General features: G+C 72.4%; 23 protein-coding genes and 1 pseudogene. 16 read left to right on the top strand and 8 right to left on the bottom strand.

Annotation, left to right across the window (positions count from 1 at the left end; translation table 11 throughout):
• The first annotated feature begins 87 nt into the window (after positions 1–87).
• The 5 genes from OG446_RS30615 (at position 88) to OG446_RS30595 (ending at position 6091) form a co-directional block, all read left to right on the top strand.
• Positions 88–807: a FadR/GntR family transcriptional regulator gene (locus OG446_RS30615; RefSeq protein ID WP_328897039.1), complete on the top strand. Its 720-nt coding sequence runs from the start codon at positions 88–90 to the stop codon at positions 805–807.
• A 173-nt stretch (positions 808–980) separates the two neighbouring features.
• A complete protein-coding gene (locus OG446_RS30610; RefSeq protein ID WP_328897038.1) occupies positions 981–1982 on the top strand; it encodes an acetylxylan esterase in 1002 nt (333 codons plus the stop codon).
• Between the two features lie 30 nt (positions 1983–2012).
• Positions 2013–3296 carry a GDSL-type esterase/lipase family protein gene (locus OG446_RS30605; protein WP_328897037.1) on the top strand — a complete coding sequence of 428 codons (1284 nt, stop codon included), beginning with the start codon at positions 2013–2015 and terminating at the stop codon, positions 3294–3296.
• A gap of 68 nt (positions 3297–3364) precedes the next feature.
• Entirely contained in the window at positions 3365–4801 is a 1437-nt protein-coding gene (locus OG446_RS30600; RefSeq protein ID WP_328897036.1) for an exo-alpha-sialidase, read from the top strand.
• 99 nt (positions 4802–4900) lie between these two features.
• Positions 4901–6091 (top strand): FAD-dependent monooxygenase, encoded by a 1191-nt coding sequence (locus OG446_RS30595; protein WP_328897035.1) that lies wholly within the window; start codon positions 4901–4903, stop codon positions 6089–6091.
• 14 nt (positions 6092–6105) lie between these two features.
• Here OG446_RS30595 and OG446_RS30590 read toward each other — a convergent pair whose 3' ends face one another.
• The gene (locus OG446_RS30590) at positions 6106–6789 is read right to left on the bottom strand and encodes an ABC transporter ATP-binding protein (RefSeq protein ID WP_328897034.1); all 684 of its coding nucleotides are present in this window, start codon (positions 6787–6789) and stop codon (positions 6106–6108) included.
• A complete protein-coding gene (locus OG446_RS30585) occupies positions 6786–7910 on the bottom strand; it encodes an ABC transporter permease (RefSeq protein WP_328897033.1) in 1125 nt (374 codons plus the stop codon). The genes OG446_RS30590 and OG446_RS30585 overlap by 4 nt, the downstream gene beginning before the upstream one ends.
• Positions 7911–8027: 117 nt before the next feature.
• Between OG446_RS30585 and OG446_RS30580 the strand changes: the two genes are divergently transcribed.
• Positions 8028–8618, top strand: coding sequence for a TetR/AcrR family transcriptional regulator (locus tag OG446_RS30580; protein WP_328897032.1), 591 nt, complete (start codon positions 8028–8030; stop codon positions 8616–8618).
• A gap of 51 nt (positions 8619–8669) precedes the next feature.
• On the opposite strand, the gene OG446_RS30575 is transcribed toward OG446_RS30580, so the two are convergent.
• Positions 8670–9365 (bottom strand): FadR/GntR family transcriptional regulator, encoded by a 696-nt coding sequence (locus tag OG446_RS30575; RefSeq protein WP_328897031.1) that lies wholly within the window; start codon positions 9363–9365, stop codon positions 8670–8672.
• Positions 9366–9515: 150 nt separating this feature from the next.
• On the opposite strand from OG446_RS30575, the gene OG446_RS30570 reads away from it, so the two are divergent.
• The 6 genes and pseudogenes from OG446_RS30570 (at position 9516) to OG446_RS30545 (ending at position 15123) form a co-directional block, all read left to right on the top strand.
• Positions 9516–10475, top strand: coding sequence for a dihydrodipicolinate synthase family protein (locus OG446_RS30570; protein ID WP_328897030.1), 960 nt, complete (start codon positions 9516–9518; stop codon positions 10473–10475).
• On the top strand, positions 10472–11437 hold the full coding sequence (locus OG446_RS30565) for an ROK family protein (protein WP_328897029.1): 966 nt from the start codon (positions 10472–10474) through the stop codon (positions 11435–11437). The genes OG446_RS30570 and OG446_RS30565 overlap by 4 nt, the downstream gene beginning before the upstream one ends.
• Positions 11434–12114, top strand: a complete 681-nt coding sequence (locus OG446_RS30560; protein WP_328897028.1) for an N-acetylmannosamine-6-phosphate 2-epimerase — start codon at positions 11434–11436, stop codon at positions 12112–12114. The genes OG446_RS30565 and OG446_RS30560 overlap by 4 nt, the downstream gene beginning before the upstream one ends.
• Before the next feature lie 64 nt (positions 12115–12178).
• On the top strand, positions 12179–13645 hold the full coding sequence (locus OG446_RS30555; RefSeq protein ID WP_328897027.1) for a sialate:H+ symport family MFS transporter: 1467 nt from the start codon (positions 12179–12181) through the stop codon (positions 13643–13645).
• A 92-nt stretch (positions 13646–13737) separates the two neighbouring features.
• Positions 13738–14473 (top strand): annotated as a pseudogene (locus OG446_RS30550) (SAM-dependent methyltransferase).
• Positions 14474–14601: 128 nt separating this feature from the next.
• A complete protein-coding gene (locus OG446_RS30545) occupies positions 14602–15123 on the top strand; it encodes a cupin domain-containing protein (RefSeq protein ID WP_328897026.1) in 522 nt (173 codons plus the stop codon).
• Positions 15124–15145: 22 nt separating this feature from the next.
• Here the strand turns inward: OG446_RS30545 and OG446_RS30540 are convergent, their stop codons facing one another.
• Entirely contained in the window at positions 15146–16372 is a 1227-nt protein-coding gene (locus OG446_RS30540) for an acetyl-CoA C-acetyltransferase (protein WP_328897025.1), read from the bottom strand.
• Between the two features lie 132 nt (positions 16373–16504).
• Positions 16505–17407, bottom strand: a complete 903-nt coding sequence (locus tag OG446_RS30535) for a LysR family transcriptional regulator (protein ID WP_328897024.1) — start codon at positions 17405–17407, stop codon at positions 16505–16507.
• Between the two features lie 160 nt (positions 17408–17567).
• Between OG446_RS30535 and OG446_RS30530 the strand changes: the two genes are divergently transcribed.
• The 4 genes from OG446_RS30530 to OG446_RS30515 are packed head-to-tail and all read left to right on the top strand — an operon-like array spanning position 17568 to position 21383.
• On the top strand, positions 17568–18485 hold the full coding sequence (locus tag OG446_RS30530; RefSeq protein ID WP_328898463.1) for a CoA transferase subunit A: 918 nt from the start codon (positions 17568–17570) through the stop codon (positions 18483–18485).
• A gap of 47 nt (positions 18486–18532) precedes the next feature.
• Complete coding sequence (locus OG446_RS30525; protein ID WP_328897023.1) at positions 18533–19309, top strand: CoA-transferase subunit beta; 777 nt, start codon at positions 18533–18535, stop codon at positions 19307–19309.
• Positions 19310–19358: 49 nt separating this feature from the next.
• Complete coding sequence (locus OG446_RS30520) at positions 19359–20921, top strand: 3-hydroxyacyl-CoA dehydrogenase (RefSeq protein ID WP_328898462.1); 1563 nt, start codon at positions 19359–19361, stop codon at positions 20919–20921.
• Positions 20922–20936: 15 nt separating this feature from the next.
• A complete protein-coding gene (locus OG446_RS30515; protein ID WP_328897022.1) occupies positions 20937–21383 on the top strand; it encodes a VOC family protein in 447 nt (148 codons plus the stop codon).
• A 174-nt stretch (positions 21384–21557) separates the two neighbouring features.
• Here OG446_RS30515 and OG446_RS30510 read toward each other — a convergent pair whose 3' ends face one another.
• The 3 genes from OG446_RS30510 to OG446_RS30500 all read right to left on the bottom strand — a co-directional run bounded on the left by OG446_RS30510 (position 21558) and on the right by OG446_RS30500 (position 23917).
• Positions 21558–21827, bottom strand: coding sequence for a hypothetical protein (locus OG446_RS30510; protein ID WP_328897021.1), 270 nt, complete (start codon positions 21825–21827; stop codon positions 21558–21560).
• Between the two features lie 190 nt (positions 21828–22017).
• Complete coding sequence (locus OG446_RS30505; protein WP_328897020.1) at positions 22018–22716, bottom strand: helix-turn-helix domain-containing protein; 699 nt, start codon at positions 22714–22716, stop codon at positions 22018–22020.
• Positions 22717–22807: 91 nt separating this feature from the next.
• Positions 22808–23917: a YihY/virulence factor BrkB family protein gene (locus tag OG446_RS30500; RefSeq protein WP_328898461.1), complete on the bottom strand. Its 1110-nt coding sequence runs from the start codon at positions 23915–23917 to the stop codon at positions 22808–22810.
• Between the last annotated feature and the right edge of the window lie 74 nt (positions 23918–23991).

Raw genomic sequence — 23991 nt, 5'->3', positions numbered from 1 at the left:
AGCATCAGACGTCAGATGTCTGATGCCTTGATAGCGTGGGAACGTAGCTTGACAATCGATGGGGGTCAAGAGGTGGGGAGTTCACATATGTCCGGAACGAGGCCCGGGCGACAGCTGCTCCGGCAGGAAGTCGTCGACGGCATCAAGCGGTACATCCTCGAAAAAAGGCTTCGTCCCGGAGACCCGCTGCCCACGGAGCCCGCCCTCTGCGAGGCGCTCGGCGCCAGCCGCTCCAGCGTCCGTGAGGCCGTGAAGATCCTCAACGCGCTCGACATCGTGGAGGTCCGGCACGGGCACGGCACCTACGTCGGCCGGCTGAGCCTGTCCGCCCTGGTGGAGAGCCTCACCTTCCGCGGGCTGCTCTCGCCCGACGACGACTTCCAGGTGATGTCCGACCTGGTCGACGTGCGCGAGCTCTTCGAGCGCGGGATGGCCGAGCGGATCGTCTCCCTGCTCACCCCGGACCAGCTGGACACCCTGGACGGCCTGGTGACCACCATGCGCGAGACCGGCGCCCAGGAGGGTCACGGATTCGTCGACGCCGACCGCGCCTTCCACGCCCTGCTCGTCGCCCCGCTCGGCAACGACCTGATCGGTCAGCTCTCGATGGCGTTCTGGGACGTCTACACGATCGTCGCGCCGCATCTGGACGGCTTCACGCACAGCGACGAGACGGAGACGATCGCCGCCCACCAGAACATCGTGGACGCGGCCCGGGCCGGCGACAGCGCCGGGTTCATCAAGGCGCTCGGTGAGCACTACGCCCCGGTCCGGCGCCGCATCACCGAGGCCCGCGCCCGGCGCTGAGCCGCGCGCCCGGACCGTCCCGAGCGGGCGTAGCGAGCCGGACGGACCCTTGACGCCCCCTGCGGTGGGTGCCTAGGGTCCGTGTGCCGACAGGACATCTGACGTCATCCGTCTGATGTTCGGTGCACCCTTCGCACCTGGCACTTCCCGCTGCGCCCCAGGAGGGCACCCCCATGCCGTTCACGGACCTCTCGCTCGCGGACTGCCGCGACTACCGGCCGACGCTCCCCGTTCCGGCGGACTTCGACGCCTTCTGGTCGCGGACCCTGGACGAGGCCCGGTCCTGCGCGGCGGACAAGCCCTCGTTCACGGCGGTGGAGACCGGGCTCACCCAGGTCCGTACGTACGACGTGACGGTCCCCGGCTTCGCCGGGCAGCCCGTGCGCGGCTGGCTGCGGATGCCGGCCGGGGCGAGCGAACCGCTCGGCTGCGTCGTGGAGTTCCTGGGCTACGGCCGCGGGCGGGGCCTGGCGCACGAGAACCTGCTGTGGGCGTCGGCCGGTTACGCCCACCTGCTCACGGACACCCGCGGCCAGGGCTGGTCGGCGGCGGGTGGCGACACCGCCGATCCGGACGGCGGCGCGTCCGGAGCCGTACCCGGCTTCCTCACCCGGGGCATCGAGAGCCCCGAAACCTACTACTACCGGCGGCTGTTCACCGATGCCGTGCGCTGCGTCGACGCGGTGCGCACCCGGCCCGAGATCGATCCGGACCGGATCGTGGTGACCGGCGTGAGCCAGGGCGGCGGCATCGCACTGGCCGTCGCCGGGCTCGTTCCCGGACTGGCGGGGGTGATGCCGGACGTGCCGTTCCTCTGCAACTTCCGGCGTGGGGCCGAGATTTCGGCGCGGCCGCCGTTCACCGAGATCGCCGAGTACCTCAAGCTCCACCGCGACCGCACCGAGTCCGTCTTCGCCACCCTGTCGTACTTCGACGCCGCACTGCTCGCCACCCGGGCCACGGCCCCCGCACTGTTCTCCATCGCGATGATGGACGACATCTGCCCGCCCTCCACCTGCTTCACCGCCTACAACGGCTACGCCGGGCCCAAGGACGTGCGGATCTACGCGTTCAACGGGCACGAGGGCGGGGCGGAGTACCAGCAGCGGGAGCAACTGGCCTGGGTGGCCTCCCTGTTCGCAGGCCTGCCGTCGGGGCAGGCCGGCCACTCCTGACCGGAGGCACCTTCCGTGCGAAGACGATCCATGCTTCTTGCCGCCGGCGCGGCAGCCCTGAGCACCCAGCTCGGTGGCCGCGCCTTCGCCGCCCCTTCGGGCAGCGACCCGATCCTGGACCACAACACCCCTGTGGACCTGGACGGGAGCGAGTACGTCGACCTGTCGAACCGGGCCGGCGTACTCGCCCCGCTCACCACGGGAACCATCGTCGTCACCTTCCGCACCACCAGCCACAACCAGGCGATGACCCTGCTCAGCGCCTCGGACCCCACCGCCCCCTCCTCCAACATCACGCTGAACCTGAGCGGCGGCGCCCTTCAGTTCTCCGTACGCGAGAAGGGCACCGTCCTTATAAATGTCATGACCAGGACACGGTACGACGACGGCCTGCGCCACACCGTCGCCGTCACCGTCGACGGGTCGGGCACCAGGCTGTCCGCCGGCGGGCGCCCCGTCTTCGAGACGGCGCAGCACGCCTTCTTCAAGAACGTCACCGGGCCGACCGCCCTCTCCCTGGGGCGCAACACCGACAGCGACCACCCCGGCGGCGAGTGGTTCTTCACCGGCGCCATCGAGCGGGCCGCGGTCTGGGACCGGGTGCTGAGCGAGACCGAGCTGGTCGCGCAGAGCCCGCGCCCCGATCTCGCGGACCTGGGCCGGATCTCCACGATCCTCAACAGCAACACCCCGGCCACCTGGGTCATCACCGGTGACAGCATCACCCACGGCGCACTGCACACCCATGGCCGGCGCAGTTACCCGGAGCACTGGATGGAGCGGGTGCGCTGGGAGCTGGGCAAGCCGAAGAACCGCGATTTCATGGTCGATTCCGGGGTGAGCGGCGCGACCAGCGCCGAACTCGTCGCGCGGTTCGGCGAGCGGGTCACCGCCTTCTCGCCGCACATCGTGTCGATCATGATCGGTACGAACGACATCGCGACGGCCGGCCTCGGCCTCGACGCCTACCGGGCCAACCTCGTCTCGCTCGTGGGCTCGGTGCGGGCGCTGCCCGGCTCCCCGGTGCCGGTGCTCCAGTCACCCAACCCCGTCGATCCGGCGAAGTGGCCGGGCCGGGTGAACCTCTCGCAGTACGCGCGGGTCATGGGCGAGGTCGCGGCACAGCAGAACGCCGTCTTCATCGACCACTACAACGACTGGCTGGACGGCAACGACGGCCAGGTCCCCCTGTCCCTCCTCAGTGACGGACTCCACCCCAACGAGCGCGGCCACCACCGCGTCGCGCTCAGGATGATCAAGGATCTGCGGATCTTCGAGGCAAGCAGCGCGGTCTGTTCCCTGAACATTCCGTAGCCGGGCGCGCCTCCCCCTGTCTCCCACCCTTCGAGAAGCCCCACCCCTTCCGAGAAGAGAGATCGTCCATGAAGAGAACTGTCCCCCTCGCCCTGCTCGGCGCCGCCCTGATGGTGGTCACCACGACCGGCACCGCGCAGGCCGCGTCGCCCGCCCCCGGCACGCTCACGTCCCAGGACCTGACCGTCGCCGGAGTCGGCTCCCCCTACTACCGCATCCCGGCTCTGACCACGTCGGTCAAGGGCACCGTGCTGGCTGCCTACGACGCCCGCCCCACGCTCGGGGACCTGCCGTCCAACATCGGCATCGTGCTGCGGCGCAGCACCGACGGCGGTACGACCTGGCAGGCGCAGCAGGTGGTCCGCAAGGACCCCGCTCCCCAGGGCTACGGGGACCCGAGCCTGCTCGTCGACCGGACCACCGGCCGCATCTTCCTGTTCTACGCGGCGGGGGTGAACCAGGGCTTCTTCGGCTCCGCCACCGGCAACGACGAGTCGGACCCCAACGTCCTGCAGGCGGACTACAGCTACTCGGACGACGACGGGGTGACCTGGACCCACCGCCGGATCACCAAGCAGATCAAGAACCCGGCCTGGGGCGGCATGTTCGCGTCGTCCGGCGAGGGCATCCAGCTGCGCAACGGGCCCTACAAGGGCCGGCTGATCCAGCAGTACGCCATCCGCAACAACGGGGCCAACTACGCGGTCAGCGCCTACAGCGACGACCACGGCGCGACCTGGAAGACGGGCACGCCGGTCGGGCCCGGCGGCGACGAGAACAAGACCGTCGAGCTGAACGACGGCACCATCATGCTCAACAACCGCTCGGCGCCGTACCGGACGATCGCGTACTCCAAGGACGGCGGGGTCACCTACACCCCGTTCGTCCAGGACACCGAGCTCCCCGACCCGGCGAACAACGCCTCGGTCATGCGCTACGCCCCCGACGCCGCGGCTTCGGACCCGCAGTCCTCCTGGCTGCTGTTCAGCAACACCGAGGCCACGTCACGGAAGAACCTCACGGTCAAGATGTCCTGTGACAACGGGAAGACCTGGCCGATCAAGAAGGTGGTCGACGCGGGCGCCGCGGCCTACTCGACGCTGACCCGGCTGCCGGGCGGCCGGCTGGGGCTGCTGTACGAGCGCGGCAGCGTCGACCACATCACGTACGCGTCCTTCGACCTGAAGTGGCTCGGCGGCACCTGCGCCGACATCACGATCACCCCGCCGGCGACCCTCAAGGCGGGGACGAGCGCCACGGTGACGGTCCGGGTCGTCAACCGGATGGACGTGACCCGTAGCGCCGGAACCGTCGACCTGGCCGTGCCGAGCGGCTGGACGTCCGCACGGACCGCGATCCCCGCGATGAGGCCCGGTGAGGGCGCCAACGTCAAGGTCCCGGTCACCGTGGCCGCGGGCGCGTCGGGCAACGCCACGCTCACCGCCACGTACCGGGCGGACGGCAAGCAGGCCTCGGGCAGCGCGACGGTGACGGTCACGCCGTAGCCCCGGTGACGGCCCCGCGTCCGGCCGCCGCATGGCGGTTGGACGCGGACTGCCACCACCGCGTTCAATGGGCGCCACGCACAGTGACCGGAGAGGGCGGTGGCGGACGTGGTGGGAGCCGGGTTACGCATCGGAGTGGTCGGCGGGAGCGTCGCGGGCTGCGCGGCGGCGGTCGCCGCGGCCAGGGCCGGGGCCGAGGTCACGGTGTACGAGCGCAGCGACGGAGCGCTGGAGGACCGGGGTTTCGGCATCGTCGTCCCGCCGCCGCTCCACGCGGAGCTGGTCGCGGCCGGCTATCTGGACGCCGCCATGCCCACGACCCCCGTGCCCTCACGGGTGTGGCTCGCACGGGAACCGGGTCAGCACTCGGCGCGTGAACTGGCGCGCCAGGAGGCCGCGGTGACGCCCTGTCACTGGGGGCTGCTGTGGCGCACCCTGCGTGCGAACGCCGACGGGGCGACGTACCACCGGGGGCGTCCCGTCACCGGGGTGACGCGTCTCCCGTCGGGCGGCGCGGTGATCCGCACGGCGGACTCGGAGGAGCGGTACGACATCGTCGTCGGGGCGGACGGGCCGCGGTCCGTCACCCGGGCGGCTGTCGCCTCGGCGGTGCGACCTGTTCCGGCGGGGTACGTGGTGTGGCGCGGCACCCTCCCGCTCGACGCGCTCGCCGGACATCCGGATCAGCTCCAACTGGTGCGGGCTGCCTGGGTCACCCTGGGATTCCGGGGCGGGCACGGCGTGTTCTACCTGATCCCGGGGGCCGTTGACGGTTCCCGGCTGCTGGCCTACGCCATCTACGGCCCCCCTCCCCCGCCGTCGTGGACCGCCGGGCGCGAGGAGTACGTGCGGCGCGTCGCCGAGGAGCACTTCCCGGCGGGCTGGGCCGAGATCGTCGGCCTCGGCGCGCACACCTCCCTGGCGTGCCACGACGTCGCCGACTTCCATGTGCCCCGGGTCGCGGAGCCGCCCTTCCTGCTGGCGGGCGACGCGGCGAGCATCACCCGCCCGCACACGGCGAGCGGTGCGACGAAGGCGCTGCAGGACGCGCTCTGTCTCGAACGGGTCCTGCGCGCCTCCTCGTCGGCCGCCGAGGCGCTGCACCGGTACGCGGACGAGCGCTCGGACGAGGGCGCCCGCCTGGTCGCCCTGGGCCGGAGACTGGGGCACGCCATGGTCGAACGGACCCCGGACTGGGCGGCGATGGGACCCCCGGAGGTCGCGGAGTGGAGCCGGGCCACGCTGGACGGAGCCGGCAGCTATCTGTACGGCAGCGTCCGGCGGGAGTGAGGTCGCGGAGCGTCTCAGCGGGCGGCCGGTGCCGTGTCCGCGGTCAGTGCGGCCATGTCCACGACCCGGTCGGCGGCCTCCGCCACGGCCGGGTCGTGCGTCGCCACGACCGTGACGCAGTCGTCCTGGTGGGTGCGCTCGGCGAGGAGCGCGGCGAGGTCGCCGGCCTGGGATCGGTCGACGGCCGCCGTCGGTTCGTCGATCAGCAGGAGTTTCGGTGAGAGGAAGAGCGCACGGGCCAGGGCCACGCGCTGGCGTTCGCCGCCGGAGAGCTGTTCGGGGCGGTGGCGCAGCCGTTGGCCCAGCCCCACCCGGTTCAGGGCCTCCTCGGCTCGGGAACGGTGTGCGCGGGGGCGTCCGCCGCTGAGGTACACCGCGGCGAGCAGCTGGTCGGTGGCGGTGAGCCCGGAGAGCAGGTTGCCGCTCTGGAACATGTAGCCGATGCGTTCCCTGCGGGCCTTGGCGCGCTGGGAGTCGGAGAGCCCGGCAAGGTCCTCGCCGTCCAGCAGGACCTGCCCGGCGGTGGGCCGCAGCAGTGCGCCCGCGACGGCGAGCAGCGTGGACTTGCCGGATCCGGACGGGCCCACGAGAGCCGTCATGCGGCCGGGTTCGAAGGTGACGTCCAGGCCGTCGAGGACGGTCGTGCGGGCGTCGGTGCTGCCGAACGTGACGGTGACGTCGCTCAGTTCGAGGCTCATCGGTTGGCTCCCAGCATGGTCAGCGGGTCGGCTCGGGTGACCCGGCGCAGGGTCAGGGCGGTGCCCGCGAGGCCCACGGCCGCGACGGTGCACATGGTCAGGGTGAGGGTGGCGGCGGGCAGGCTGAACGGCACCTGTTCACCGACCAGCAGCCCGACCGCTCCGGCGAGTACGGCGCCCGCCGCGGTGCCCAGGACGACGACCAGGGCCGCCTGGAGGAGGGTGTGGGTGAGGAGCCGCCGGCGGGAGGCGCCCATGGCGCGCAGCAGGGCGAGTTCGGGCTGTCGCTGCACGGTCCACACGGAGAAGAAGGCGCCGACCACGAGCGGGGCGATCAGGTAGAGGAAGACCTGGATCGAGTTCATGGTGAGGCGCTCCCCGGTGTATCCGGGGGCCGCCTCGTACGCCTTCTCCTTGGTGAGTGTGGTGGTGGAGTACCGCGCGTCGAGGGTGGCGGCGGAGGTCCCGTCCGGCGGGGTGCGCAGGGCGAGCGCGCTGAACTGGCCGGGGATCGCGGCTGTCGCGGACGCCGGGGCGCCCGGGGTGCTGAAGCGGATGCGCTGCCAGGTCTTCAACGGGACGTAGGCGACGGGCACATGGCCGTAGCTGGAGCGCTCGGTACTTCCGACGACCCGCAGTTCGATGCCGAGCCGGTCGATGACGAGGGTGTCGCCGACGTGCACGCCCTCGTCGGCGAGCTTGGCGGACATCACCATGCTGTCCGCCGCCGCGCCGGCGAGGCCGTCGCCCTCGGTGACGGACGGGGCGAGAAAGGAGCCGGGTTCGACGCCGAAGGCGGCGAGGTCGACCTCGGCGCCACGATTCGTCGTACCGCGAGTGATGGACACCCCCAGGGGGGTCGTCTCGGTGTCCGCGTCCGCGCTCCACGCGGTGGCGGTCTTCTCGTCGAGGAGGCTGCGGGCGAACTGGTCGGACCGGGCGTCCGAGGAGAAGACGAGCTGCGAGGCGGGCAGACGGCGCAACGCGGAGATGGTGTCGTCACCCAGGCCGGTGGTGAAGCCGGAGACGATGCCGACGAGTGCGGCGACGAGCACCACGACGGATCCCATGAGCAGGAAGCGCCCTCGGGCGGCGCGCAGCTCCAGCAGAGCGAGGAACACGGCGGTTCCCTTCGGTGGATCGATGTTAGGGACGGTGTGTCGCTAACATAGATGATGGGGACGCCCCGTCCCCAAGTGGGGGTCGGTCCCGGGACCGGAGGCTCCTAGACTGACCCCGTGCCCAGGATCCGAGCCGCCACGGTCGCCGAGCACCACGCCCAGCAGCGACTGGCCCTGGTGCGGGCGGCGCGCGAGCTCCTGGAGAGCGGCGACGCCGATGCCGTGACCTTCACCGCGATCGCCAGGGCCACGGGCCTCGCCCGCAACAGCGTGTACAAGTACTTCCCGGGCCGCCCCGAGCTGCTCGCCGCGGTCGTCGAGGACGCGATGCCCCGCTGGACGGACGCCATCCGGTCCGGCATGTCGGCAGCCGGTACGCCCGAGGAGAAGATCGCCGCGTACGTGTCGTCGCAGCTGGACCTGGTGCGCGGCGGGGAGCACCGGATCGCCCAGGCACTGGCGGGGGTACGGGACGCGGCGGTGGTGCGGGAGAGCGCGGTGCGCGCCCACCGGGAGCTGCTCACGCCACTGATCAACGCGCTGTCGGAGCTGGGCGAGGAGGACCCTCGGCGCACCGCGCTGCTCCTCCAGGGAATCGTCAACGCGGCCACGACGGCGATCGAGAACGGCGACGACCCGGCCGCTGTGACGGCCCGGGCCGTACGGATGGCCGTCACCGCGATCACCGGGACGATGCCGGAGCGGTGAGGGCCCCGGGGCGCACCCCCGGGTCAGCGGGCCGGGGCTCAGCGGGCCGGGTCAGCGGGCCGGGGTCGATTCCAGCCGGTCGCGGATGCCGTCGAAGTGCGTACGCATCGCCCGTACGGCCCGTACGCCGTCGGCCGCCGCCACCGCTTCGACGATCTCGCGGTGCTGGGTACACGTGACCCACGGGTCCTGGTGGCCGTCGTCGAAGTCCTCGCGGACCCGGTCCATGGCCGCCCAGAACGCGTCGAGCACCTCACTGAGCAGGTGGTTGTCCAGCGAGGCGTAGAGCGCGAGGTGGAAGGCCCGGTCGGTGGAGCGCGCGACCCGGCCCGAGGCGGACTCCTCCTCCATCTTCGCGACCAGGGCGCGCAGCACCTCGATGTCCTCGTCCGGGACGCCGGCCGCGACGGCCCCGACGAGCCCCGCCTCCAGCGCCTCGCGCACCTTCATCAGCTCGGCGAGCCCGGGCTCGCCCTGGCGGTGGCGGACGGCCGCACGGAAGGCGAGCCCCTCGGCGAACGGTGAGAGGGAGAGGGAACCCACGAAGGTGCCGTAGCCACGGCGGATCTCCACGACGTTCATCGCCTGGAGCGACTTGAGGGCCTCACGCACCGACACCCGGCCGGCCTCGAAGAGGTCCATCAGCTCGGTCTCGGTGGGCAGCGCGTCGCCCGGTGCGAGCCGTCGCTCCAGAATCAGTTCCTTGATCCGGCGCTCGATGTCCTGAGCCATGGTGGGCCGCGCCACAACGTCCTCCTGAGGTGCCGTTGCCCCTTGACCATTCCCAGGAGCATCTGTTTAAGGTGAGCCAGACATAGGACATCTTACGTCTCATGTCTCGATCCGGGTAGCCACTCAGGCCGCGGATCGGTGTCCCGATCAGCTGGAGCCCTCACCATGTCTCTGACCGCACCGCTGCACGGCGTCGTCCCGCCGGTCTGCACCCCGCTCGACTCCCGCGGGGAGATCGACACCATGTCGCTCGTCCGCCTCGTCGAGCACCTCATCGGCGGGGGCGTGCACGGACTCTTCGCGCTCGGGTCCACCAGCGAGGTCGCCTACCTCACCGACGAACAGCGCGCGACGGTCCTGGAGACCGTCGTCAACGCGACCGACGGCCGCGTCCCCGTCCTCGCCGGAGTCATCGACACCACCACGGCCCGGGTCATCGAGCATGCCAAGTCCGCCGCCGCCCTGGGCGCCGACGCGCTGGTCGCGACCGCCCCGTTCTACACCCGCACCCACGCCAAGGAGATCGCCGGGCACTTCCGCCGGCTGCGCGCCGGGGTGGACCTCCCGCTGTTCGCGTACGACATCCCGGTCGCCGTGCACAGCAAGCTGTCCGCCGAACTGATCCGCGAGCTCGCCGAGGACGGCACGCTCGCCGGACTCAAGGACAGCAGCGGCGACGAGGGCGGGCTGCGCCGGCTCATCGTCGAGCTCGGCGGCCGCGAGGGCCGCGGGAACGGCCCGGTCCCGGACTTCAGCATCCTCACCGGCTCCGAGCTGACCGTCGACGCGGCCCTGCTCGCCGGCGCCGACGGTGTCGTCCCCGGCATCGGCAACGTGGACCCGGCCGGATACGTACGGCTCTACGAGGCCGCGCGGGCCGGCGACTGGACGCTGGCCGCCAAGGAGCAGGAGCGGCTGATCGAGCTGTTCGCCATGGTGGACGTCGGCCCCGAGGCGGACATGGGCCGCAGCTCCTCGGCGCTCGGCTCGTTCAAGTCGGCACTCCAGCTGCTCGGCGTCATCGAGTGCGGCGACACCGCGTTCCCGCAGATCCAGCTGTCCGCCGAATCCGTCGCGCTCGTCTCCGGACGGCTGCGCGACGCCGGTCTGCCGCCGGTCCGATGACCTCCTCGGCACAGCCGGCACCGGCCGGGGGGCCCGTCGTCGGCCTCGACCTCGGCGGCACGAAGATCGCCGCCGCGCTCCTCGCGGCGGACGGCACGGTCCTGGCCCGGCACAGCAGGCCCACCCCGGCCCGGGAAGGCGCCGCGGCGGTGCTCGACGCGCTCGCCGCGGCCGCCGCCGAGGTCGACCCCGCCCGCAGCGCGTCGGTGCTCGGCATCGCGGCGGCCGGGGTCATCGACCCCCGTACCGGCATGGTCACCAGCGCCACCGACTCCATCCGCGGCTGGGCGGGCACCCCCCTGGGCGTCGGGCTCGCCAACCGCACGGGATACGCGGTGGCCTGCGACAACGACGTGCGCGCGACCGCCGGGCCGGAACTCGCCGCGCTGAACGCGGAGACGGACGGCCACGGCTCACTGCTCTTCGCCGCCATCGGCACCGGGGTCGGCGGCGCCGTCGCCGCCGACGGACGGATGCTGCACGGGTCGGCCGGCATCGCCGGGCACCTGGGCCATGTGCCCAGCCCCGAGGCCGCCGGCCTGCCCTGCACCTGCGGCGCCACCGGCCACCTGGAGGTCATCGCCTCCGGGCCCGGGATCGCCGCCCACTACGAGCGGTTGACCGGCGCCCCCGTGGACCGCCTCGAAACCGTCGCCGCACGGGCCGCGCAGGGCGACGCCCACGCCGTCACGGCCATCACCACCGGTGCGGCCGCCGCCGGCCATGTCCTCGGCGGGCTCGCCAACGCGCTCGGCCCCGACCGGGTCGTCGTCGGCGGCGGGGTCCCGCGGATAGGCCCGCTGTACGAGGACGCCCTGCGGGCCGCCTTCGCCACGGAGCTGATGGGGCCGCTGCGCAGGCTCGTCCCGCAGGCTCCGCTGCTCGGCCACGACGCGGCCGTGCTCGGCGCGGCCTCCCTCACCACCCTCCTTCCCCTCCACCACCCGGGAGCTCTCCGATGACCGTGCAGGAACTGGCCACCACCCTCCAGGGCAAGCTGATCGTGTCCTGTCAGGCACCCCCCGGCGACCCGATGCGGGAGACGTCCACCCTGGTGCGGCTCGCGCTGTCGGCCGTCGCCGGTGGCGGCGCAGCGATCCGGGCCAACGACCCGGAGGTCGTCGCCGCGATCACCGCCGTCGTCGACCTGCCGGTCATCGGCCTGTGGAAGGACGGCGACACCGGGGTCTTCATCACCCCGACCGTCCGGCACGCCCTGGCGGTGGCCGAGGCAGGAGCGGCCGTCGTCGCCGCGGACGCCACCGACCGGCCGCGCCCCGACGGCTCGACGTTCGCCGAACTCGTCGAGGCGGTCCACGCGGCCGGCGCGCTCGTGATGGCCGACGTCTCCACCCTCGCCGAGGGGGTCGCGGCTGCGGAGCTGGGGGCGGACTTCGTCTCCACGACCCTGTCCGGCTACGTCCCCGGGATGCCGAAGCAGACCGGCCCCGATCTCGATCTGGTCGCGGCCCTCTCCGCAGCCATCGACGTCCCGGTGGTCGCGGAGGGCCGTATCAACACCCCCGAGGAAGCGGCCGAGGCCCTGGCACGCGGCGCCCACAGCGTCGTCGTCGGCACCGCCATCACCGCTCCCACGGCTCTGACCGCCCGCTTCGTGGCAGGCATCACCCGGCCCTGACCTGTCCCCGCACGCGGGACGGCTGTTCAAATGACCGGGCACCGTCCCGCACCCTGGAGTCACCGTGCAGACCTCGACACCCCCCACGCTCCCCTGGTACAGCCAGGTCAGCCGCACCCAGTGGAAGTCGTTCTTCGCCGCCTGGATCGGCTACGTCCTCGACGGCTTCGACTTCGTGCTGATCACCCTCGTCCTGACCGAGATCAGTGACGAGTTCGGCCTGAGCACGGTGCAGGCGGCCAGCCTGATCTCCGGTGCGTTCATCACCCGCTGGCTGGGCGGCGCCGTGCTCGGCGCCATCGGCGACCGCTACGGCCGCAAGCTCTCCATGGTGCTCAGCATCCTGCTGTACTCGGTGGGCACCTTCGCCTGCGGGTTCGCGTGGAACTACACCAGTCTGTTCGCCGCCCGGCTGGCCATCGGCATGGGTATGGCCGGTGAGTACAGCGCCAGCTCCACGTACGTCATGGAGAGCTGGCCCGCCGCGCTGCGCAACCGGGCCAGCGGCTTCCTGATCTCCGGCTTCTCGGTCGGCTCGGTGCTCGCCGCCCAGGTGTACGACTGGGTGGTGCCCTCGCTCGGCTGGCGCTGGATGTTCTATCTGGGTCTCATCCCGATCGCCATCGCGCTGTGGATGCGGCGCGCGCTGCCGGAGGCCGAGGAATGGACGGAGTCCGTGGCGGACAAGGACGCGAAGCCCAATCCGTTCCGGCCGCTGTTCCTGACCCGCGCGCGGGCCACCGTCAACACGGTCCTCGTCGTCGTCGCCACGGTCTCGCTGTTCCTCGTCTTCACCCCGGGCGGAGCGGGCATGGTGCCGGTGCTCTCGGTGATCGCCGGTCTGACGCTCGCCGCGTTCGCCGTGCAACTGGGCGGGAAGCGCGGCTGGGTGCTGTACCTGTCGATGATCGTGACGCTGTTCTTCGCTTTCCTGTACTCCTGGCCGATCCAGGCCCTGCTGCCGACGTACCTGAAGACGGAACTGGGCTACACCACGGACCAGGTCACCGACGTGCTGTACTTCGCGGGCTTCGGCACCATGGTGGGCTGCTGGGTCGCGGGCTTCCTCGGCGACCGGATCGGCACCAAGAAGGCGTACGCGCTGACGCTGCTGGCCTCGCTGGCCTTCGTCTATCCGGTCTTCGCGGTGCAGAACAACCTGATGCTGCTCGGCATCCTGCTCTTCCTGCTCCAGGCGACGAGCTTCGGCATCTCCGGACTGCTGCCCCGCTACATCGGCGGACACTTCCCCACCGCGAGCCGGGGTGCGGCGCTCGGCTTCACGTACAACGTGGGCGCCCTCGGCGGGGCGGTCGCCCCGGTGCTCGGGGCCCATCTCGCCTCCGGAATGGACCTGGGCCGGGCACTGGCGGTGCTGACGTTCGCGGGCACCGTGATCGTGGTGCTGCTGGTCGGCTTCGACGTACCCGCGCGGCTGAACCGGCTGACGGACCCGGACGCGGAACGGGACCACCTGGCGGACGTTACGGCGACGCCGGCGAGCGACGCGCGTGTGCCGGTGGACCGGTAGGTGACGAGGTAATGCCGCCGACGATCGCCTCCCCCGTGGACCGGTAGGCAATTCGGTGGACGGGAGCGCCGGGGCGGCCTAGCTTCCCCCGCGTGGACCTTCCCCGTGCCTTCACCATCCGCGAGAGCGGCCATCGCATTCACAACCCGTTCACCGAGGAGAATCTGGCCACCCTGGGCCGGGCCCTGCGCCTGGCTCCGGGAACCCGGATCCTCGACCTCGCCTGCGGCAGCGGCGAGTTGCTCTGCACCTGGGCACGCATCACGGCGTGACCGGGACCGGGGTCGACATCAACACCGTCTTCCTGGCCGCCGGGGAGCGCGCGGCTGAGCTGGGCGTGGCGGAACGGGTCGGCTTCGTGCACGGCGACGCCTCCGGCCACGTCGCGCCGCAACCCGTGGACCTGGCCGCGTGCGTCGGCGCCACCTGGATCGGCGGCGGCGTGGCCGGCACGGTCGGGAGCGCTCGGTGCGGCCGGGCGGCCTGCTGCTGATCGGTGAGCCGTACTGGCGCCGGGAGCCGCCGGACCTGAAGACCGTCGAGGCGTGCGGCGCGACGGCCCGGGACGACTTCCTCGCCCTGCCGGAACTGCTCGGCCACTTCGGTGAGCTGGGCTGGGACGTGGTGGAGATGGTCCTCGCCGACCAGCAGGGCTGGGACCGGTACGTCGCGGCCCAGTGGCTCAGCATCCGCCGCTGGCTCGACGCGAACCCCGACGACGAACTGGCCGATGCGATGCGCGTCGAGCTGGCCGAGGGGCCGGCGCGGCACGCCCGCTACCAGCGGGAGTACCTGGGATGGGGCGTGTTCGCCCTGATGAAGCGCTGACGCGGCGCTGGTAGGGACCTAGGTCTCCCGCCCTGCTCCCCGTCGGCCCGCGATCATCCGCGAGCCCGATGTCGCCCTCCGGGAGCGGGAGCGACCATGGGGGTGGACCCCTTCCGAAGGAGCGCATCATGTCGTACCCGGAACACCTCGAGTACCCGGAGCCCCGCTATCTCGGCGACAAGGGCGAAGTGAACGCGGTCTTCCGGCCTGCCGGCACTCCGCCGGACATCTCCTCGCCCGGCGGCGGCTCCACCCACTACCTCGCCACCAACGAATCGACCGGCGGCGAGTTCGGCCTGTACAAGGTGGACCTGGCCGCAAGGTCCGCAGGCGCCAGAACCCACTTCCACAAGGCGATGTCGGAGTCGTTCTACGTCCTGTCCGGCGAACTGGAGCTCTACGACGGCGAGAAGTGGGTCACCGGCCGCGAAGGCGACTTCCTGTACGTACCGGTCGGCGGGCTGCACGCCTTCAAGAACGTGACCGACGAGCCGCTGTCCATGCTCATGCTGTTCTCCCCGGGCGCCCCGCGCGAGGAGTACTTCGAGCGGGTCGCGGAGGTCTCGCAGCGCGGGGGCGAGGAACTCAAGCAGTTCCGCATCCGGCACGACAGCTACTTCACCGAGGACTTCGAGCCCGGGGCGGAGTAGGCCGCCCCGAGCCCGGCACGTCTCAGACCGCGATGCGCTCGAAGACCGCGGCGAGGCCCTGGCCGCCGCCGATGCACATGGTCTCCAGGCCGTAGCGGGCCTCGCGGCGGTGCAGTTCCCTGGTGAGGGTGGCGAGGATGCGGGCGCCGGTGGCGCCGACGGGATGGCCGAGGGAGACCCCGGAGCCGTTCACGTTGATCCGCTCCTCGTGGTCCTTCTCGCCGAGGCCCAGTTCGCGGGTGCAGGCCAGCACCTGGGCGGCGAAGGCCTCGTTGAGCTCGATCAGGTCGAGGTCGGCCAGGGTGAGCCCGGCGCGGGCGAGCGCGGTGCGGGTGGCCGGGACGGGGCCGATGCCCATGGTGGCGGCGGGCACGCCCGCGCGCGCGAACGAGACCAGCCGGACCAGCGGGGTGAGGCCGAGGCGCTCCGCGGTGGCCGCGCTCGTCACCAGGCAGGCCGCCGCCGCGTCGTTCTGGCCGCTGGCGTTGCCCGCGGTGACCGTGGCCTCCGGGTCGGACTTGCCCAGGATCGGGCGGAGCCCGGCGAGCTGTTCGGCGGTGGTGTCGGGGCGGGGGTGTTCGTCGGCGGTGACGACCGTCTCGCCCTTGCGGTTCTTCACGGTGACGGGGACGGTCTCCGCCTCGTACCGCCCCTCGGCCATGGCCCGGCCGGCGCGCTGCTGCGAGCGCAGGGCCAGGGCGTCCTGGTCGGCGCGGCTGATGCCGTACTCGCGGCGGAGGTTCTCCGCCGTCTCGATCATGCCGCCGGGCACCGGGTGGTTGACGCCGCCCGCGGTGACCCGGCCGCGCGCCAGCGAGTCGTGGAGCTGGAGGCCGGGGCCCTTGATGCCCCAGCGGCCGTCGTGCGTGTAGTAGGGGGCGGCGCTCATCACGTCGACGCCGCCGGCGATCACGACGTCGCTGAACCCGGCCCTGATCTGCATCGCCGCGTCGAGGACGGCCTGGAGGCCGGAGCCGCAGCGGCGGTCGGTCTGGAGGCCGGTGACGGACTCCGGGAGCCCGGCGTCCAGAGCGGCGACCCGGCCGATGGCGGGGGCGTCGGAGGAGGGGTAGGCGTGCCCGAGGATCACCTCGTCGACCCGGTCGGGAGCGATCCCCGTGCGGGCGACGACCTCGGCGATGACGCGGGCGGCGAGGGCGGCGGGCGTCTGCCCGGCGAACGCCCCGCCGAAGCGGCCGATGGGGGTACGCAGCGGTTCGCAGATCACGACGTCGATCGGGTCGGGCACAGCGGGGCCTTTCCGGGAGCGGGACGGGGTCCGGGAGCGGGGCAGAAGAGGACCAGGGTCTGACACGACCCTGGCACCCGCGACTGAGTCGGTCCAATATCCAGTTCCCCCTGATTCAAGACGCCGTGCGTCTCAATCGGCCGGGCGCGGGGTGGGCAGCGCGTCCTCCGCCACGGCGAGCACCGCGTGCAGGGCGGCGGAAGGGTTGTCGGCCCGCCAGGCCAGTGCGGCCTGCCGCCTGATCGGTGGTCCGGCGAGGGGCCGGTAGACGAGGCCGCTCTGCTGGATGTGCTGGACGGAGGTGACGGTGAGGGTGACCCCGACGCCCGCGGCGACCAGTGCCAGGATCGTGTACGAGTCGGGGGCCTCCTGCACCACCCGCGGGTTGAACCCGGCGGCCTCGCAGGCCCCGACCATCGCGTCGCGCACGGTGGAGCCGGTGTTGGCGGGGAACGAGACGAAGGGCTCACCGGCCAGCACCTCCAGCGGAACGCTGTCGCGGGCGGCGAGCGGATGGTCGGAGGGCAGTGCGCACACCAGCTCCTCCTCGTCGATCACCCGGAAGGTCACGCCGGGCTGCGTCACCGGCAGCCGTACGAACCCCAGGTCCAGCGAGCCGTCCGCAACCCGGGCGAGCGCGACGTTGGCATAGGTCTGGCCGGTCATCACGAGCTCGATCGCGGGGTGGGCCGCGCGGACCGCCCGGGTCAGGCGGGGCAGCGTCTCGTGGCTGGAGGCTCCGGCGAAGCCGATGCTGACCCGCCCGTACTCGCCGCGGCCGGCCGCCTTCACGGCCCGTACGGCGGTGTCGAGGTCCTCGATCACGGTCCGCACCGGCTGGAGGAACGACTCCCCCGCACTGGTCAGCCGCACCGAGCGGGTGTTGCGCTCGAAGAGCTGGACGCCCAGTTCCTTCTCCAGCTGACGGATCTGCTGGCTCAGCGGCGGCTGGGCCATCTGCAGCCGCTTGGCGGCCCGGCCGAAATGCAGTTCCTCGGCCACGGCGACGAACGCGAACAGATGGCGCAGCTCCACGCCGGTACCTCCCTCGGCACCCATTGATTACCCAGTCGTCTTGATCCGAGCATAATTCGGTATTGGACAGCGATCAATGACCGCTGGCACCGTGGGACGACGCGCGCGCCCGCACACGCAGAGGAGCACCGTGGCCCCCACGGACCGGACAGACAAGTCGATGTCGATGAAGGCGGCGATCGCCGCCTTCGTCCATGACGGCTCCACCGTCTGCCTCGAAGGCTTCACCCATCTCATCCCGACCGCCGCGGGTCACGAGATCATCCGTCAGGGCCGCCGCGACCTCACCGTCGTACGGATGACCGCGGACATCGTCGTGGACCAGATGATCGCAGCGGGCTGCGTGACCCGGCTGGTCTCCTCGTTCGTGGGCAACTCCTCGGCAGGATCGCTCGGTGAGCTCCGTCGGCGGGTGGAGCGCGCGGACCCGGCGCCCCTCGCCTTCGAGGAGTACAGCCACTACGGAATGATCTGCCGCTATCTCGCGGGCTCGCAGCGGCTGCCGTTCTACCCGCTGCGCTCCTACGGCGGCAGCGATCTCCCGTCCGTCAACAGCGATCTGCGCAAGGTCACTTCGCCGTACCCCGGGCCGGACGGCGAACCAGAGCAGATCTACGTCGTACCGCCCGTCAACCCGGATGTGACGATCATCCACGCCCAGCGCGCCGACCGCCGGGGCAACACCCAGATATGGGGGCTGACGGGCGTCCAGGCCGAGGCGGTGTACGCGGCGGACAAGGCGGTCGTCGTCGTGGAGGAGATCGTCGACGACGACGTGATCCGCTCGGACCCCAACCGCACGCTCGTCCCCGCGCACGCCGTCGACGCGGTGGTCCACTGCCCGCGCGGGGCGCATCCCTCGTTCGCACAGGGCTACTACGACCGGGACAACGCCTTCTACCGGGCCTGGTCGCACATCAGCAAGGACCCGCAGCGGCTCCAGGACTGGCTGGACGAGTGGGTGCGCGGCACCGCCGACCATGCGGAGTACGTCGACCGGCTCGGCGAGGAGTTCTGGGCGGGGCTCGCGGTCGGCGAGGCACTCAGCGAGCCGGTCGACTACGGGCGCAGGCTGTGAGCGCGTTCGGAGGTACCGCCGCCACGGAACACGAGAAGGAACGGGCCATGCCCCTCGCCGCACCGGACCCGGTCACCTCGTCCGAACTGCTCTCCGTCGTCGCCGCCCGCGAACTGGCCGCGCGCCGCACCGTGTTCGCCGGAATCGGACTGCCGACGCTGGCCACCGAACTGGCTCATCTGACGGTCGCCCCGGACATCGAGGTGGTGTACGAGTCCGGGGTCTGCGGCGCCCATCCCGCGCGGCTGCCGGAGACCATCGCCGACGCGGTCCTGATCACGGGGGCGGAGGCGGTGATCTCGATGCCGATGCTCTTCGGCTGTGTGCTGCAGGGCGGCCATATCGACGTCGGCTTCCTCGGCGCCGCGCAGATCGACCGCTGGGGCAACCTCAACACCTCGGTGATCGGCGACTGGGACAGCCCGTCGGTCCGGCTGCCCGGCTCGGGCGGCGGTGTCGAGGTGATGGCAAACGCCCGGGAGGTCTTCGTGGTGATGCGCCGTCACCATCCGCGCTCCTTCCCGGCGGAGCTCGACTTCTGCACCACTCCGGGGCCCGACCGCGCGCTCGCCGAGGGCATCCGCCCCCTGGGCGCCGGCGTGACCCGGGTCATCACCGAACTGGGCATCATGGCCCGCGGGGGCGTGGGTGAGGAGCTGCGGCTGGTCGCCGTCCAGCCCGGGGTCACCGTGGAGCAGGTGCGGGCCGCGACGGGCTGGGAGCTGCGGGTCGCCGACACGGTCGACGAGGTACCGCCCCCGACCCGGGCGGAGTTGCGGCTGCTGCGCGAGGATGTCGACCCGGACCGCGTGTACCTGCGCTGATCCGCAGTCGACCGTCCGCCACCCGCCCCATCGAGAGGACATGACCACCATGCGTATCAGGATCGTCGGAGCCGGAGCCATGGGCCGCGGCATCGCCCAGTGGGCGGCCGTCGCCGGACACACCGTGGAGCTGTGCGACGTGCGGGCGGAGGCGGTGGCGGAAGCGGCCGGTTTCGTACGGTCCATGCTGGAGCGGGCCGTGCAGAAGGGCCGGATGTCCGCCGAGGACGCGGCCGGCGCCCTGGGCCGGCTGGTCCCGCTGGGCGACCCGTGGGCCGTGGGCCCGGATGTGGAACTGGTCGTCGAGGCCGTACGGGAGGACCTGGCCACCAAGACGGAGGTCTTCGGCAGGCTGGAGCAGGTGCTGCCCGAGTCCGCCGTGTTCGCGACCAACACGTCCTCGCTCTCCGTGACCCGGATCGCCGCGGCGCTGAAGGACCCGACACGTCTGGCCGGACTGCACTTCTTCAACCCGGTCCCGCTGATGCGGATCGTCGAGGTCGTGCCCGGGGCCGCGACGCGGCCCGAGATCCCGCCGCTGCTGACCGCGCTCGTGGAGAGCTGCGGGCACCGCGCCGTCACGGTCGCCGACACCCCCGGTTTCCTCGTCAACCACGCCGGGCGCGGGCTGGTGACGGAGGCGCTCGCGCTGCTGGAGGAGACGGTCGCCGACCCGGCCGGCATCGACCGAATCGCGCGGGACGTACTGGGCCTGCGCATGGGCCCGTTCGAGCTGATGGACCTGACCGGACTCGATGTGACCGCCGCGGTCATCGACTCGATCTGGGACGGGTTCCGCCACGAGGACCGGCTCCGGCCCTCGTACCTGACCCCGAACCGGGTGGCGGCCGGGCTGCACGGGCGCAAGACGGGACGCGGCTGGTTCCCGTACGGCCCCGAGGCCGCCGCGCCCGCACCGGAGGCTCCGGTCACCGGCGACCCGGACCGGCCGGTGCACGTCGTCGCCGGGAACAGCGACGCAGCGCCCGCCACGGCCCTCCGGGAGGCGCTGTCGGCGGCGGGCGCCACGGTGGTGACCGGCACCGAAGTGCCTGCCGGGGCGCTGGTGCTGGTTCCCGTCTGGGGCACCACGGTCGCCTCGGCCGTGGCCGCGCACGGGCTGCCCGCGGCGCGCACCTTCGGTGTGGACCCGCTGCCGCCGGCCGGGCGCCGCCGGGTGCTGGCCGTGACTCCGGCCGTGGAGGCCGCGGCGGCACGGGACGCCCGCGCGGTGCTGGCGCGGGCCTCGGACGGCGACGAGCCGTTCGCGGTGTCGGTGGTCCGGGACACGGCGGGCTCGGTCGCGCAGCGGCTGCTCGCGTCGATCGTGTCGGTCTCGGCGTCGATCGCGGAACGCGCGCTGGCGACGCCGGGCGACATCGATCTGGCGGTGACGACCGGTCTCGGCTATCCGGTGGGCCCGCTGGCCTGGGGCGACCGGATCGGCGCGGCCCGGATGCTGGAGCTGCACCGAGGGCTGCACGCCACGACGGGCGACCCACGCCACCGCCCGACCCGCTGGGTCACCGAACGCGCGGCGCTGGGACTGGCGCTGACGGACCCGGGCACCTCGCCGGCGGACTGCCTGGGCGACGAGGAGAGCGCGGTGTGAGGAAGGCCGGCTGACATGACCGATTCGTTCAAGACCGCGGGCGCTCCCCCGGCCTACGGTCGCCGCATGACTCCACGACTCGACGCCATCTCCATCGTCACGGCGGATCTGGCCGCCTCGCTCGCCTTCTACCGCCGGCTCGGCCTCGACATCCCCGCCGGCGCGGAATCCGCACCCCATGTCGAAGTGACGCTCCCGGGCGGGCAACGGCTCCTGTGGGACACCGAGGACGTCGTCCGCTCCTACGACCCGGAGTGGTCCGGACCCAAGGGCGGCGAACGGCTCGGGCTCGCGTTCCTCTGCGACGACCCGGCGGAGGTCGACGCCGTCTACGCCGGGCTGACCGGCGCCGGATACCGCGGCCATCTGAAGCCGTGGGACGCGGTTTGGGGACAGCGGTACGCGGTGGTCCTGGACCCGGACGGCTGCGCGGTGTCGCTGTTCGCCGCGGCCGCCTCCTGACAGGCGGACCCGAGGGCTCCCGGTCCGCGCCGGGCGGCAACCGCCGGAGCGGCAGAGCACACTGCTTCGGCGGACGGACTGCCGCGTCGGTGTCAGCGGGCCGTGCGACGGTCCAGCGCATGACCGCCTCGCTCGACACCCTGCTGCCGACCGCCGGACGCACGTCTCGGCCCCCTACGCCGACCAGCCGGTCGCCCGTGCGGGCAGCCGGTCGTGGGTGGGCGGCGCGCCGGACGCACGGGCCGTGGAGCAGCTGCGTGCGCGCGGTACTGCCGTGGCGTCCGCCGCGGTACGGGGCGGCGGCTCCCCGTGCTGGTGCGTGGCACCCGCCGCCGCCGACGACCCGGCCGGCGGCCCGGTGCCCGGCGCGCAGGTACGGCAGGTCGGGTGGAGCGGGACGACGCCGCCCGGCTGCGGGCCCCGGTCACGGCGGCCGATGCGCACGGGCCGGTCACGGTCCCGGAGTCGGCCGCCGCGCGCTTCGCCGAGCTGACCCGATCTGGCCGAGGAACCGGACCGGGTGGCGCCGCTGCACGAGGTGTTCGAGGGCGCACGGGCGCGGACGTCCGGCGAGCGCGGGGGTGAGAGGCCCAAGGCCTGTCGTCAACCGCCGTCTGCCGTGCGACGACGGGCCCTACGTCTTCCCGAAGTACTCGGTCAGGGTGGTGCCGCCCAGTTCGCGCATCTCCCGGGCGAGGTGTGCCTGGTCGGCGCAGCCCGCCAGGAGCGCGGCCTCGGCGTACGGCGTCCCCGTCCGGACGAGTGCCAGGGCCCGTTGCAGCCGCAGGACCCGGGCGAGCGTCTTGGGGCCGTAGCCGAAGGCGGCCAGCGAGCGGCGGTGGAGCTGACGGGCGCCGAGACCGACCGCCTGCGCGGTCTGCGCGACGGTGCGGCCGTGGTCCAGTTGCGCGGCGACGAACCGCATCGCCGGGTCCGGTGGCCGGGTGTCCGCGGCCCGGCGCACGGCGATGTCCTCCAGCGCGGCCGCCGGATCGGCGGCGCACGCGACCCGCTCGGTGAGCTCCCTGACCAGGGCCGCCGGCCACAGGTCGGCCAGGGCGATGCGGCGGTCCCGCAGTTCGTGCGCGTCCACGCCGAGCAGGGCGGGCGCCGTGCCGGGGGCGAAGCGGATGCCCGCGTAGCTGCCGCCGTCCGCTCCGGAGGGGGCTTCCGCACGGGTGTCCGGGCCCGCGACGAGGAGCCTGCCACCGATCCAGAGCAGGTCCATGCAGCCGTCGGGGAGCACCGGGTGGAACGATCCCCGCGGCACGGTCAGGGTCCAGACCCTCGCCCCGTCCACCCGTGACGCGCGCTCTTCGTAGCGGTCGCTCATGACACCAGTGTCGGTTGCCGGGGGCGTCCGCGAAGGCTCCCTCTCTCCCCCGACCGCACCGGCCGCGGGCTGACGGCCGCCGTGCCGCGGCTCATTCGCCGTGCGGCTGCGGCTTGTCCGGTTCCTTCTCGCGGCTCGGCTGCAGCCGGGACTTCACGTCGTCCGGCGGCAGGAACCGCGACCAGCGCTCGGGGAACTCGGACGGCATGTACGGGCTGTCGCCGTCGTCCCCGTCCCCTTCGTCGTCCCAGTCTCCGTACCGGCTCTCCGCCTGGGTACGGGCCACGAACTCGGCCGCCTGGGCCGCGCGCACCCGGTCGTTGGCCGCACGGGCCGCCGCCGTCGCGACCGAGGGCCAGACCCGGTCGATGGCCGCGTTGACCGCGGCGCCCACCAGCACCGCGAACGCGGAGATGCCGATCCACAGCAGGACGGCGATCGGGGCGGCCAGGGAGCCGTAGATCGTGGGCCCCTCGACCGTGCTGGTGAGGTAGATCCGCAGCAGGAAGCTGCCGAGCACCCACATGGCCAGCGCCATCAGGGCGCCCGGCATGTCCTCGATCCACGGCGAGCGGACGGGGACGGACACGTGGTAGAGCGTCGTCAGGAAGGCGATGGACAGCAGTATCACCAGCGGCCAGTACAGGACGCTTATGACCTCGGTGCCCCAGGGGATGAACTCCACGACCCGGTCGGGACCGACCACCAGCAGCGGCAGCACGACCGCGCCCAGCAGCAGCGCCACCACGTACAGCAGGAAGGCCAGCATCCGGGTCTTGACGATGCCGCGCTGGCCGTCGAGCCCGTACATGACGGTGATCGTGTCGATGAAGACGTTGACCGCGCGGGAACCGGACCAGAGCGCGATCGCGAAGCCGATCGAGATGACATCGGGCCGGGCCCCGGTGGTCACGTCCGCCAGGAGGGGTTTGGCGAAGTCGTTGACGCCGCGCTCGGAGAGCACCGTATGGGCGGCGCTCAGGATGTTGCGCTCGATGGAGGCGACCGTCGCGGTGCTGGTCCACTCGTCGACGTACCCGAGCAGGCCGATGAGTCCGAGGAGCAGCGGGGGCAGGGACAGCAGGGTGAAGAACGCCGCCTCGGCGGCGAGTCCCAGAATGCGGTACTCCATGCACGAGTTGACGGTGTCCTTCAGCAACTGCCAGGCCAGTTGCCGCTTGGACACGTTGCGGTAGAGCACTCTGGCCCGGTGGAGCCGGCCCGGTGGCCGCTCGGGTGTTTCATTTGCTGCCTGCACGTCCTTACCGTATCGGC

Origin of the sequence: Streptomyces sp. NBC_00236 (genome assembly GCF_036195045.1) — a bacterium.
Classification (GTDB): domain Bacteria; phylum Actinomycetota; class Actinomycetes; order Streptomycetales; family Streptomycetaceae; genus Streptomyces.
This window is presented reverse-complemented; position numbering and strand designations above follow the sequence as displayed.